At 58.9% G+C, this 12,935-nt stretch carries 12 protein-coding genes; all 12 read right to left on the reverse strand.

Annotation, left to right across the window (positions count from 1 at the left end):
• Positions 1 to 6: 6 nt before the first annotated feature.
• Positions 7 to 765: a thiol:disulfide interchange protein DsbG gene (gene dsbG, locus LRM19_RS06995; RefSeq protein ID WP_271367910.1), complete on the reverse strand. Its 759-nt coding sequence runs from the start codon at positions 763 to 765 to the stop codon at positions 7 to 9.
• Positions 766 to 806: 41 nt separating this feature from the next.
• Complete coding sequence (locus LRM19_RS07000; RefSeq protein WP_271367911.1) at positions 807 to 1,418, reverse strand: DsbA family protein; 612 nt, start codon at positions 1,416 to 1,418, stop codon at positions 807 to 809.
• A gap of 7 nt (positions 1,419 to 1,425) precedes the next feature.
• Positions 1,426 to 3,450: a protein-disulfide reductase DsbD family protein gene (locus tag LRM19_RS07005; RefSeq protein WP_271367913.1), complete on the reverse strand. Its 2,025-nt coding sequence runs from the start codon at positions 3,448 to 3,450 to the stop codon at positions 1,426 to 1,428.
• A 48-nt stretch (positions 3,451 to 3,498) separates the two neighbouring features.
• The gene (locus LRM19_RS07010) at positions 3,499 to 3,867 is read right to left on the reverse strand and encodes a hypothetical protein (RefSeq protein WP_111963594.1); all 369 of its coding nucleotides are present in this window, start codon (positions 3,865 to 3,867) and stop codon (positions 3,499 to 3,501) included.
• 87 nt (positions 3,868 to 3,954) lie between these two features.
• Complete coding sequence (locus tag LRM19_RS07015) at positions 3,955 to 4,515, reverse strand: RNA polymerase sigma factor (protein ID WP_271368229.1); 561 nt, start codon at positions 4,513 to 4,515, stop codon at positions 3,955 to 3,957.
• A 5-nt stretch (positions 4,516 to 4,520) separates the two neighbouring features.
• A complete protein-coding gene (locus LRM19_RS07020) occupies positions 4,521 to 4,940 on the reverse strand; it encodes a hypothetical protein (protein WP_271367915.1) in 420 nt (139 codons plus the stop codon).
• 149 nt (positions 4,941 to 5,089) lie between these two features.
• On the reverse strand, positions 5,090 to 5,602 hold the full coding sequence (locus LRM19_RS07025; RefSeq protein WP_271367917.1) for an AAA family ATPase: 513 nt from the start codon (positions 5,600 to 5,602) through the stop codon (positions 5,090 to 5,092).
• 117 nt (positions 5,603 to 5,719) lie between these two features.
• Positions 5,720 to 7,270: a methyl-accepting chemotaxis protein gene (locus LRM19_RS07030; RefSeq protein ID WP_271367919.1), complete on the reverse strand. Its 1,551-nt coding sequence runs from the start codon at positions 7,268 to 7,270 to the stop codon at positions 5,720 to 5,722.
• A gap of 98 nt (positions 7,271 to 7,368) precedes the next feature.
• Complete coding sequence (locus tag LRM19_RS07035) at positions 7,369 to 8,376, reverse strand: LacI family DNA-binding transcriptional regulator (RefSeq protein ID WP_048992344.1); 1,008 nt, start codon at positions 8,374 to 8,376, stop codon at positions 7,369 to 7,371.
• A 28-nt stretch (positions 8,377 to 8,404) separates the two neighbouring features.
• Positions 8,405 to 9,811, reverse strand: a complete 1,407-nt coding sequence (locus LRM19_RS07040; protein ID WP_271367920.1) for a sucrose-6-phosphate hydrolase — start codon at positions 9,809 to 9,811, stop codon at positions 8,405 to 8,407.
• Positions 9,811 to 11,181 (reverse strand): sucrose-specific PTS transporter subunit IIBC, encoded by a 1,371-nt coding sequence (locus tag LRM19_RS07045; RefSeq protein WP_023619263.1) that lies wholly within the window; start codon positions 11,179 to 11,181, stop codon positions 9,811 to 9,813. Before LRM19_RS07045 ends, LRM19_RS07040 begins: the two co-directional genes overlap by 1 nt.
• Before the next feature lie 66 nt (positions 11,182 to 11,247).
• Entirely contained in the window at positions 11,248 to 12,765 is a 1,518-nt protein-coding gene (locus tag LRM19_RS07050) for a carbohydrate porin (protein ID WP_133294462.1), read from the reverse strand.
• Positions 12,766 to 12,935 lie beyond the last annotated feature (170 nt).

Consider the following 12,935-nt stretch of genomic DNA (forward strand, 5'->3'; position numbering starts at 1 on the left):
GGTCTTTTACGGCTTCGGCCCGAACATCGCCTCGAGCTGCTGCGCATCCGGCATCCCCACCACCTGCTGCAGCTCGTTTTCCGCATTCAGATAGTAAATGGCCGGCGTGGCGTTAGCGCCCAGGCTGTCCATCAGCGTCTGGTGCTTCTGTAGGATCGCTACCGTTTCACGGGAAGCCTCGCCTTCAGGCTTGGGCAGTTTTTTCCCACCGGAAAGCTCGTATTCGCGCCAGGCCGAAACCGGGTCTTTCGCATTCAGAATCGCTGAGGCGTTACGTCCGCTGTTGGGGTTGAGGAACGCCACCAGCAGCGTATTGAGCTGCACCTTACCGGCCTTCACCCACGGCTGCGCCTCGGACCAGAACTGCTTGCAGTACGGACAGAACGGATCGGCAAAGACAAAGACCTTTCGCGGGGCGCTATCCGCCCCTTCCTTCAGGGGATACGCCGCGTTGAGGTTCTTCCACATCTCGCGTCCCATCGGGGCGTAGATCTCTTTCTGGAAGTAGCCCTCGCTGAGGTTCTTCCCTTTGTCATCATAAAGATAACCTGAGATCACGTGCTTGCCGTCCGGCGTGAGAAAGAGCGTCACGCCCATATCCTGATACTGCCCGAGCCAGGCTGGCGCCCCGCCGGGAGCATCCAGCTTCTTGATGATTTTGATGTTCTGCTGCTCGCTGAACTGCTTCACCACGTCCGGTATGGCTTCAGCCGCCTGTACCAGCCCTGACGTCGCCAGCGCCGAAAGTAACAGTAATTTTTTCATTTCCCTCTCCGGTTTGTCGGGGGCATTTCGCCCCCTTCAGGTTAGCGGTTTTTCAGTGCTTCACTGACCATTTCGTCGAACTGTTCGAACGGCACCCAGCCGGGAAGCAGCCCCTCGCCGATAAGCGTGGCGGGCGTGCCCTGAATCCCCATTTTTTCCGCCACAATGAGGCTTCGCCTGATCGTCAGAAAACTCTCCTCATCCGGCGTCGTCACGCTCACGCCCGCCCGCTTTTGCGCCTCCTGAATGCTGGCGTCATCGTGGTACCCCTTTTTCGCCATCAGGGTGTGGTTCAGCTTCATAAACTGCTCAGGATGCGCACGCCAGACGGTTAACGCGTCTCGTGCGGCGGTCAGCGAACTTTCCGAGCGGAAAGGTAAAAACTTAAAGACCACCGCCACGTCCGGATGTTTTTCGACAATCTTCTCCAGGTACGGATCGAATTTTTTACAGTACGGGCAGTTGTAGTCGGTAAACACCACTAGGGTGAGCTTTGGGTTGTTCGCGCCGATGCGCGGGGAGTTTGGATCGTTAAACAGGAAATCAGCGATCGTCTTTTGCGCACGCTGCTCCTGGTCCGGCGTCAGCGGCTGGGCGGCAAATACCTGAAGCGGGGCCAGCAGGAGCAGCAGCGTAATAAAGAGTTTTTTCATGACACAGTTAGCCTTTTGCGTTGTTCAGGGTGGTGACCAGGGTGCGCTTGTCCAGCAGCGGCGAGAGGATCTCGCCATCAGGCAGGCCGGGGCCATACACCGCGTTAAACGGAATGGCGTAGCGGTTTCGCTTCGCCAGAAAATCCGCGATAAACGCGGACGGCTGGCTCCAGTCCCCGCGCAGGGCCACCACGTCCGGCTGGCGCAGCGCGGCAATCACGTTCGGCTGGCTGAGTACGCGATGCTCGTTAACTTTGCACGTCACGCACCAGTCCGCGGAGATATCCACCAACACCCGTTTCCCCTGCACCAGCGCGTTCTCGATAGCCTCTTCGCTGAGCGGCTGCCACGGGATAGTCTGCGCAACGTTTTGTGCCGGAGCGTCAGGCGGCGCGTTAAGCAGACCGCGCACCTGATACCCCCCGAACGCCGACAGCGCGATGACCACCAGCCAGAACAGCGGCGAAGATTTTTGCCCCTTTAGCGCAAACAGCACCAGCGCGACGGCAGTCAGCCCCAGCATCACGATCTGGCTGACCGCCTCGCCCAGATGCACGCTCAACAGCGTCGCCAGCCAGAGGCTGGAGGCCAGCATCATCAAGCCGAGGATGACCCTGAGCGTGTTCATCCAGCGGCCGGGTTTTGGCAGCAGCATGGCCGTTTTCGGCACTAGGGCAACGAACAGCCACGGCAGACTCATGCCCACGCCGAGCATCAGGAAGATCAGCCACAGGGCGTGCAGCGGCGCGCCAAGGGCAAAGGCAACCGCCGTACCGAGGAACGGCGCGGAGCACGGCGTCGCCAGCAGAGTGGCGAACATTCCTTCGCAGAAACTGCCGCCGATCCCCGAGCCCCCTGCCGTCGCCAGCCGTCCTGCGGCAGAAGAAGGCAGCAGCATTTCAAATGCTCCAAACAGGTTCAGCGCAAACAGGAAGGTCACGGCAACCATCAGGCCGATAAACCACGGGTTCTGGAACTGAATGCCCCACCCCAGCGACGCTCCGGCCAGCTTCAGCGCGGTGACCATCCCGGCCAGCAGCATAAAGGAGGTGAGGATCCCGGCGCTGGTGGCGAGGAAGCGCAGCCGGATGGCACGCCTGTCCGATCCCGCCTGCAGGATGCTGTTAAGCTTCATGCCCATCACCGGCAGCACGCATGGCATCAGGTTCAGGATCAGCCCGCCTAATAGCGCAAAGAGCACCATTTTTCCCGTCCCGTCCGGCACGGAGGTCTCTTCGGGCGTTGTCCCAACGGTCATGGTGGTTTGCTGCGCCCGATCGCCGTTGGTCAGCACAAACGACAGCCTTTTGCCTGCCAGCGAGGCGGGTTTATCACCCCATTCGTCAGTCACGGGTACCGTCACCCGAAGCGCAGTGCCGTCATGTTTAATGACCGGCTCGCCGGGCAGAATGTCACCCTCCAGCGGGTCAAAGTAGATCCCCGGATTGTCCCACTTCCCGTCCGTGGTGCCGGTAATCACCAGCTTGTCGCCAGAGAGCCAGGCGGAAAGATCCGTGGATACGCCAGACGTGCCCGGCACGGCGCGCATCGCTTGCTCGAAGGCGCTGCGGAAACCCTCATCCACCGGCTGGGTAAAATCGAGGTGCAGCGGGTAGTCCGTCAGCAGGCAGACGTTGCTGCACGTAGAGAGCGTCAGCGTCCCGTCGAGCGTGTCGCCCTTCGCTCCGTCGAGCGTAATCGGGATCGTCACCTTATCGTGATAGCCCTGCGTGGTCATGCCGGAGATGTCGAAGCGCGACGGCACCGGCCAGGACCAGCTGTCCGTTACGCCTTCCGGCCAGCTGATTCTCGGCGCCACGCCGCCCTCGCCCGGCGATCGCCAGTAGGTTTTCCAGCCGGGCTTTAGCTCAACGGTAAGCAGGCCATTAATGTGCGTTTGTTCCCTCTCCGCCTGAAAGCGGATGCGGGCGTGATCGTTTTGAGGGGAGACCAGCCAGCCGGTGTCCGCCGCATGGGCAATGCCGATGCAGGACAGCCACAGGAAGACGAATCCCCTGAAGAGGTTAACCATGTTGTACTCCGTGAACAGTGAAAAATTATCGTGTGGTGACGATGTTTTTCATTCACGGAAAACGCAGTTTTTCAGGTGTATTCGGGGAGGCGGTGCCTGAACGGACTGTTGCGCAGGAGCCATTGCCCGCCCTTGCGTAAACAGCTGCAGCAGCGCGAAGAAGATAATAATGGCCGGCAGCGCGCCGTCGAAAAACAGCGGCTGGGCGCAGAGAAGCGAGTGCGCGCCTAGCTGACAGGGCGATGGCCCGGACTGCTCGGTGCTGGTTTGCGTTGGGGCATCTGCACTCAGTGAAATCTGCGGTTCCAGTCCCTGTAAAAAATGGTTGAGCATCACCGCACGCTGCACGAGGCAAAGCGCCATCGCGAGACAGGTGATAATCAAAAGCCATTTTCCGAGGAGCTGACGGTTGCGCATAACATTCCAGAGTGACGAGACGCCCCGATCATAAACGATAGTGATGAATCTACAAGTGCCGGAAGTGTAAGGTTTTGTCTGTCGCCGCTATTCGCCCGTCAGCGCGTCATAGACGTCCCGCAGCCGCGTGCGCAGAAATAGCACCGCCTTGTGCTTGCGGGATAACAGCGCCTGTTCGCTGGCGCCGGTCTCCTCTGCCAGCATTTTGATGCTGTAGCCGTGGAGCTCGGTCTTTTCAAATACCTCCCGCTGCGGCGGAGGAAGTTCAGACAGCGCCTGCCCCAGTTCTTCCCACAGCAGCGTCTTGAGGTACTCCTCTTCCGGCGTGTGCGGTACGCCGAACAGGGTTTCGGCCAGCTCGTCTTCCGGAAAACCCTCGTCGTCTTCGCCCATAAAATAGCCGGAGAGCGACACCTCACGCTTTTTGCGCGCCCGGTCGGTCATCTCGTTACGCGCCGCGCGGAACAGCCAGGCGGCGACGTTTTCGACCGGCTGCTCCACTTTCATCAGCTGATACGTCACTTCCTGCAAAATGTCGTCGGCATCATCGCGCACGGAGATCCGTCCGCGAATGAAGGCTTTCAGCCGGGCGCGGCAGGCATTGAGCGCCGACATCAGCATGGATCCGCCCGTCTCCCCGGCTTTCATCTCGCTCACTCTGCATCCGGCGCTTTTGGCGTAGCGTCATCGCGCTTATCGTCACGATGACCGTGCCAGCCGCAGTGCCCGCGACCGTGGCGACCAAACCCTTCGCGACGCTGCTGAATAAACGCCTCGCGCTGTTCGGGCGTCATGTTCATCCAGCGCTCGTTCATCCGGCGGTGCGCGCCAAACATCCCGGGGCGGAAACCTAAGCCGCCAAACAGAATGCGGCTCAGCACCAGAATCCCCAGCGCCTGCCAGAATCCGATGGCCTTCACGCCGAGGATGGCCGGGAGCAAGGCGTTCCACAGGGACATCACCAGCAGGCCGAGCACGATGAAAATCACCGCGCCGATGACTAAGCCCTTGCCCATACGGTGGCGACCGAATCCGCGGCCGTGACCTCTGCCGTGCATTTCAAAATCTCTCATGGTGTTTACCTCGTTTGCAGTAACTGATTATGGCTTGTGATGAGGTAGACGGATGAGGGAGGCAAATATTGCTTGGGGGAATGAATAATTTTGCGGGGAGCGTATTTTCACACGCCCCGTGAAAGCCATTGCTGGCGCTTGTTCACCGTTTAAGGCCGGTTTAGAGCGTTCTTAATTTCCAGGATTTTATCTGCACACTCTGCAGCTGATAACAGGGCGGTATCCAATATGAGATGTTCTCTTTCCCAGGTTTCGTACTCACGGTTTTTAACCTGTTCCCAGTCAGGAGGCGTGAGCCCTGGGATATCAGAGACTCTGTTCTCTACGCGAAAACGATGTTCTTTTTCGTCTGAGCAGACAATTTCAACTTCCAGGAAAGGCACCTTCAACGACAGAGCAATATTGCGGAAAGCATCTCGCACAAGGTTAATATCATTAACGGAATCGGTCACAACGGTGGAGCCCAGCTTAAGATTCTCACTTGCTAAGCCATAGAGGGCAAAATAGCCCTCCGGACCCGTTTTCTGGCCGGGTTCAGAAACTGAACGAATGGCCTGCTCAACGGTATCAACCCGCAGATAAACAGCCCCCAGCCTTTGAGCAACAATTTTTGCAACGGTACTTTTACCGCTGCCGGGTAGCCCACTAAAAATGATTAACATAACTTTCCCTGGTGATAGTTAATTTTAGATTTGTGCTGCCTGTAGAGATCTCCTGAATTATACAGTTACGGTTATGCCAGGTACAAAAAGGCTCCTTGCGGAGCCTCCCTCATTCAATCAAGCCTGCACCGGCAACCTAAAACTCGAAATACTCCGTGAAAGCTGCTGCGCCTGCTCTTCCAGCGAGGCTGCTGCGGCGGCGGACTGCTGCACCAGCGCGGCGTTCTGCTGGGTCACGCCGTCCATTTCGGTCACCGCCTGCCCGACCTGGCCGATCCCGCGGCTCTGCTCTTCAGATGCGACGGAGATCTGCTCCATCAGCGTATTCACTTTATTCACCGACGTAATGATCGAGTCAATCACCTCGCCCGAGCGGCTCACCAGCTCCGCACCGTTTTTCACGCTGGATACCGACTGCGCGATCAGGCTTTCGATATCTTTCGCCGCCACCGCGCTTTTCTGCGCCAGAGTGCGCACTTCGCTGGCCACGACCGCAAAGCCGCGACCCTGCGTACCGGCGCGCGCCGCTTCAACCGCCGCGTTCAGCGCCAGGATGTTGGTCTGGAAGGCGATGCTGTTAATCACGCTGGTAATGTCTTCGATACGCTTTGAGTTCGCCGCGATGGTATTCATCGTGTCGATGACTTCACGGGTCACCGCTTCACCGGTGTGGGCATTTTTCACCGCGTCCTGCACCAGTTTACCGGCCTGATAAACGTTGTCGGTATTGTTCGCCACCGTCGCGCTCAGCTCTTCCATGCTGGCCGCCGTCTGGGTTAACGCCGAAGCCTGCTGTTCGGTGCGTGACGCCAGGTCGATATTTCCGGAGGCAATCTCCTGCGCTGCGTGCGTTACGGTATGGCTCGCATCGCGCACCTGGGCGATTGTCGCCAGCAGTGCCTGACGCATCTGCTCCATCGAGCTCATAAGATGATCGATTTCGTTATGTGCGCTCCCCTTCACCGGCACCGGAATGTCCAGCTTGCCTGCCGCAATCTGGCTGCAGTGCTCGCGCGCCAGGTTGATCGGCGCAAAGACAAAGCGCTTCATCAGCAGGCTGACGGCGATAATCACCACCACAAACAGGCTGGCGATAGCGGCAACGATCGCCAGGCCAGAGACGAAGTTACTGCTCGCATCTTCGTTCAGGCTTTTGGCGTATTTCTGGTGGACGGAAAGCACCTGGTCGAGAACGATCTCGTACTGGCGGTCAAGGCGGGAGACTTCCGGGATCAGCGCGTTGAATTTAGCCACATCGTGCGCCTCGGCGGCGTCGATCAGCGGCGCCAGCCCCTGGTTGCGGTAGTTTTGCCAGCCGTCCTGATAGGCTGTCACCAGCGGCGCTTCATCCGGCAGACGCGGCGACGCCATAAAGGCCGCAAAGGCGTGGTCCGCTTTGGTCAGCGCCTCTTTCACGGCGGCAAGCTTGGCAGCCTCATCGGCAGTATTACCCGCTTCCACCATCTTCACATACTCCATAACCCTCACGCGTAGCGTACGGCTGTGGTTGATGGGGTCAATAATGGACAGCACAACCTGGATCTCTTTGTTGACGTTATCCAGCGAATTATTACTTTTAATGATGAGGCCAACGCTGGTGACGGTGCTGACAACAAAGAAGAAAAGCAGCGAGAACAGGACAATCAGGGACGACTTTTTCAACGACATAAACCAATACCTCAAGGAGAATTATTCCTTATGGTTATCGGCGCTTCCAAAACTTAAATTAATTAAAGTTATTGATGTATCGGTCCGGGCTATATTGCTCACTTATAGCGCCGCTGCAGGGTGGCAGACAGCTTGCGTTGCAACGGTTCCGGGGTCTCCCCCTCGATCAGTTTGCTAATCAAATCAAAGCAGTGCCACGCCAGCTGTCGGTTATCCTGGCGGATGGTATCCACCGGGATCGTCAGCGAATCGTAGAGATAGTGATCGTCAAAACTGGCTAACCTGATATCGCTTTGCAGCAGGTTATGCTGGCCCATATAGCGCAGCACCCCTTCCAGCAGCCCGCAGGCGGCGGCGAACAGCGCTTTTGGCGGACGCCCCAGGCGGGCGCAGAGTTCAGCAAACATCTCGTATCCGGAGCTCGGGTGATAGTTGCCGTGAATGATCCACTCGGGGCGCAGCTCCACGCCGGCCTCACGCAGCCCTTGCTTAAACCCTTCCAGGCGGTCGCGCGTCGGGGATAAGCGGGGCTGCCCGCCGAGGAAGTAGAACTCATCAGGATGCTGACGCGCAATGTCAGCCACCAGTTCGGTCGTCGGGGTAATGGAATCGGTGATCACCAGCGGCAGCGCGCTGTCGTTGATGTGACGGTCAAACAGGACCACCGGCAGCTGCTCGCTGAGCTTATGGTAGTCCGCATCGTTGAGCATGCTGGAAGCCACAATCAGCCCGTCCACCTGACGCGCCACCATGTTGTTCACCACTACCGTCTCCTGCCCCGGGTTTTCATCGCTGCAGGAGATCAGCAGCTGAACGCCCGCCTCGCGGCACAGCGTTTCCAGCTCGTGAGAAAACACGGCAAAACCGTAGTTGGTGATCTCCGGAACCACCAGACCAATGGTGTGGCTGCGGTTATCGCGCAGCGACCGGGCGTGAATGCTGGGCTGATAGTGGTGCTCTTTTGCAATTGCCAGCACGCGCTCGCGCGTCTCCTCCGCCACGCGAAGCTCTTTGCTGCGCCCGTTGAGGACCAGGCTGGCGGTGGCTTTTGATACGCCCGCCAGCTCCGCGATGTCTTTAATGGTGACGCGTTTTGTTTTTCTCACAACGACTTAGATCCGGCTGCCAAAACCCTCATTCTATCATGCAGGCGCGCAGCGACCAGTAGCGTAATGTGATATCGGACGCACCTTCGAACCGCACCCGGGCCGGATGGTCAGGAAAATAGCGGCTGCTCATCACTCCTTCGCCGTGGTTAATGAAGATTTCGACGCTGGAGCGGTCGCAGAGAACGCGTAAATGAGTGACGTCGCCCTGCCAGTAGCGGGTCAGCGTTTCACCGGTTTTCAGGCTCGCGCGTTCCAGACGCACGCCCTGCTCATCGACCATAAGACGCAGCGCGCCGGCAAAATCGACGCTCACGTGCGCGGCGCCCAGCTCAAACTCCAGACGCGTCGCGTCCAGTTCGGGCGCGTCGCTGGCGCGCCCCTGCCAGCGCTGCTCATCTTCACGCAGCGCCGCCAGCTCGCGCGCCGGGGTCTGCCAGAGCCTGCCGTCGCGGTACCGTAATTCGCGCGGGCAGGTCATCTGGTGCATCCAGCCGTGCGCCCGGGTTGGCTGAAGCATCTCTTCCCCGTCCGGTACGCCCATCCAGCCGATCAGAATGCGGCGACCGTCTTCCGCCAGCGTGGTTTGCGGGGCGTAAAACTCAAACCCCGCGTCCAGCTCGTGAAGCTCGCCGTGATCGAATGCGGCGTTTGCATAGTCAAACGCCCCGCTCATCCAGGTAGCCGGATAGGTATTGAGGTAGCGATGCGGCTCGCGCGCCAGCCCCTGCGGGCAGCTGATCAGAACATGCGTTCCGTCGAGGGCAAACAGGTCCGGACACTCCCACATATACCCCGAGTTCGTCAGGCCGTTAACCCCGTGACCGGCGATCTCCCCGCAGGACGTCCAGGCGTGCAAATCGGCTGACTTAAAGAGCAGCACCTTGCCGCGCTTTTGTACATCCTGCGCGCCGAGCACCATGTACCACTCCCCTTCGTGCTGCCACACCTTCGGGTCGCGCACGTGTCCGGTGTAGCCTTCCGGCTGCGCCAGCACCGGCCCCAGCTTCGTAAAACTCCCGTCCGGCTGCTCCACGGCAAGGCACTGCCAGGCCGTGCGGCTGCCGTCATCGAACTTAACGTTGCCGGTGTAGCAAAGCGTCAGGACGCCCTGGTTATCCACGGCGCTGCCGGAGTAGCAGCCGTTGCGGTCATACTCTTCATCCGGCATCAGCGCCAGCGGCTCATGCTGCCAGTGCACCAGGTCCGCAGAGCTCCAGTGCCCCCAGCATTTAAACCGATGCTCGCAGTCCAGCGGGTTCCACTGATAGAACAGGTGATAGCGGCCGGCAAACCAGATAAACCCGTTGGGATCGTTCATCAGCCCCGTCACCGGCGCGGGGTGCCACTGCGGATAGTGGCTATCCGCCAGCGCCCGCGGCTGACCTTTCATAACGGCCTGCAGGATCGCAGGCCAGCGGGAAGGTAACGTCATTATTCAGAATCCGTTTTATATTTCAGCAGCAGTGAGACGGTAAACGCCACGCCGAAGGCAATCACCATGCCGATAATATAGTTGAGCAGCGAGCTGGCCTGCACGATGGCCATGCCCGGAATAGCGGTCAACCCAACGGCGGTCATGTAAACATGGACAGATACCACCCAGGCCCCGCCCACCGCACCGCCGATCAGCGCGGCGATAAACGGCTTAACGAAGCGCAGGTTGATACCAAAAATGGCCGCTTCGGTGATGCCCAGCATCGCAGAGAACGCCGACGGTAAGGTAATGGCTTTGATTTTGGCATCTTTAGTTTTGAACCACACCGCCAGACAGGCGCCGCCCTGCGCCACGTTCGCCATGGCCCAGATCGGCAGCAGGAAGTTAACGCCAATCGACGGGTTACCCAGCAGCCCGGCTTCAATCGCGTGGAAGCTGTGGTGAATACCGGTGATCACAATTACCGAGTAAAGCCCGCCGAACAGTAGCCCGGCCAGCCAGCCCGCGTGGGCGATCAGCGTGCTCAGAATAAAGGAGATACCGTCCCCCAGAGCGCGCCCCGCCGGGCCGATAATCAGCAAGGCGATAAAGCCGGAGATAACGACGGTGAGGAACGGGGTCAGGATCAGGTCTAACGCATCCGGGATCGCGCGGCGCAGGTTTTTCTCGACGATGCTCATAAACCAGACGGCCAGCAGCACCGGGAATACCGTGCCCTGATAGCCAATCATCGCAATCTCAAGGCCGAAGAAGTTCATGGTGTGGAAGCCCGACGCCACGCCCCAGGCGTTGGTCAGCGCCGGGTGGGTCAGAATGCCGCCCAGCGTCGCGCCGAGGTACGGGTTACCGCCAAATTCGCGCGCGGCGGTGAAGCCAATCAGAATAGGCAGGATGATGAACGCCGCGGAGCTGCACATGTCCAGCATGATGTAGATGGCGTTATCCGCATTGACCCAGCCGTAGGTTTTCACCATGCCGAGCAGGCCCATCAGCAGGCCGGACGCCACAATCGCGGGGATGATTGGCACAAAGATGTTGGAGAGCAGACGGGCAATGCGCTGGAACGGGTTCAGCTTGCGCGCCGCCAGATCCGCGGCTTCCGACTTGCTGGACTCACTTATCCCGGCCGCCTGAATAAACGCGGCGTAAACCTTGTTGACCACGCCCGTGCCAAAAATCACCTGCATCTGCCCGGCGTTACGGAAGCAGCCTTTTACGCCATCGACCTTGCCGATGGCCTGCTGATCCGCCAGCGCGTCATCGACCAGCACCAGACGAAGACGCGTTGCGCAGTGCGCCGCGCTGGCGATATTTTCCTTGCCACCGAGCAGCGGAATAAGCTCGCGGGCGATTTGATTAAAATCCATAGATACCTCTGCCTGACTTCTTTTTATGATGTACGAAACGCTCCCGCCAGGCGGGAGCGTGATGGGTTAAAACCAGGTTTCCATCTGGACCCCAAAGTTCCATTCCCCGCCGGCGTTGAAGCCGCTGCTGCCAAAGGCATCATCGCTGGCGTAATGATCCAGTTTGCTGCTCCAGTCCATCCAGGTGGCAAACAGGCGCAGCTCAGGACGGCTGAAGAAATCGCCGATTTTGCTCGCTTTTAAGGTTGGCGCAAAGGTCAGCTTGTAGAAACTGCCGTTGACGGCGTTGCGGTCCTTATAGCCTTCCGGATTTAAATCCATGTACTGATAGCTTCCCTCAAACGCCAACGCGAAATTCTGGGTGACCTCTTTGATCAGGCGGGTGTTGAGCGTTACCCACTCATAGCTATCGCCCTTGACGTAGCGATCTTTACTGCTCTGCGCCAGAACGGCGGGCGCAACGCTCCAGCCGCCGCCCACAGGCGTGACACCGTAACTTGCGAAGCGCCAGGTATCCGCCTCAGACAGCAGCGCGCCGTCGGAGCCGATGCTTTTCACCTCCGCACCCAGCCCGTGACCATACAGCAGCGCCGTTTTGGCGGTCCCTTCGCGCAGGCCGTAGAAGCTGTCATTATGCAAGCCCACCAGGGCATGAACGCCGTGATTGGCGGCATCCGTTTTAATCAGATCGCCGTTAGTGTCTTTACGGTCGTCGTTATCCTTCGCCCGCAGGCCGCTCACCATCAGCTGGAACGGGCCGGCGAAGTGGTTCATGCTGAGGATATAGTTCTGAACGTTGTTGTCGGTCTGCTCCACGCTGCCGAAGTTGCGGCCGTAGATGGAGAAGTTGCTGCGCAGCGAATCGTTCCACTTCACGTCATAGACGCCGCCGCCGGTACCGGCCAGGAACACCACGTCGGAGTCCAGCCAGTGAATGTCAAAGTTGTCGCGGTCGAAGCGTTTACCCGCCCAGAAGGTACTCCCCTTCAGCGCGCCGGTAAAATCAGGCAGGTTGCCCAGCTCCGCGAAGGCCTGACGAATATTGAGATCGCTGGTATCGGCTGACCAGTCGTTATAGGTTCTCTGACCGTCGGCCAGCATCGCTTTAAAGCGCGTGGTCGCCCCGTTGTCCAGGGTTTGCTTGTGCTCCAGGTTCAGCTCGACGTAGGTGTCGGCTTCGTTACCCAGACGCCCCACCGCACCGCCGGTTTCACCAGCTGGGGTCAGGTAAGGGCCGCTTTTGCTGCTGGAGGCGGCATCGTTCATCAGCAGGCCAGAGCGGGCATAGCCGTGGAACTCAAACCCGCCGGTCTGATCCGCCTTCTTCTCCAGCGCGGTGGTGCGCTGCGCTACCGCCTGAGTTGTCGTTTGCGTCTGCTGCTGAGCGGCAACCAGCTGCTGCGTTTTTTGTTCTGCATCGGCGGCGCGTTTTTCAGCCACCTGCGCACGCGTTTCCGCCGCCTGGAGGCGCTGCTCCATCGCGGCAAGACGCGCTTCGATACTTGTCATATCCGTTTGGGCAAAAACAGAGGTACTTCCGGCCAGCATGCCTATCATCACGGCAAGTCTGCGTTTTTTATACATTTTGTCGCATCCCTAAAAGAAGTCATTAAACGTGCTAAATTGCTAAACCGGTTTAGGTTGCTGATACTAAACCTGTGAATTTTGGATCGGCAATCTTTTTTGCTAAACCGTTTTAGTAAGTGTGATCGAGGCGACAATTCAGGCCGCCGGATGGCGGCCAGTGAAGGGAG

The organism is Enterobacter sp. PI-10, from assembly GCF_027947695.1.
Lineage (GTDB): Bacteria > Pseudomonadota > Gammaproteobacteria > Enterobacterales > Enterobacteriaceae > Enterobacter > Enterobacter vonholyi.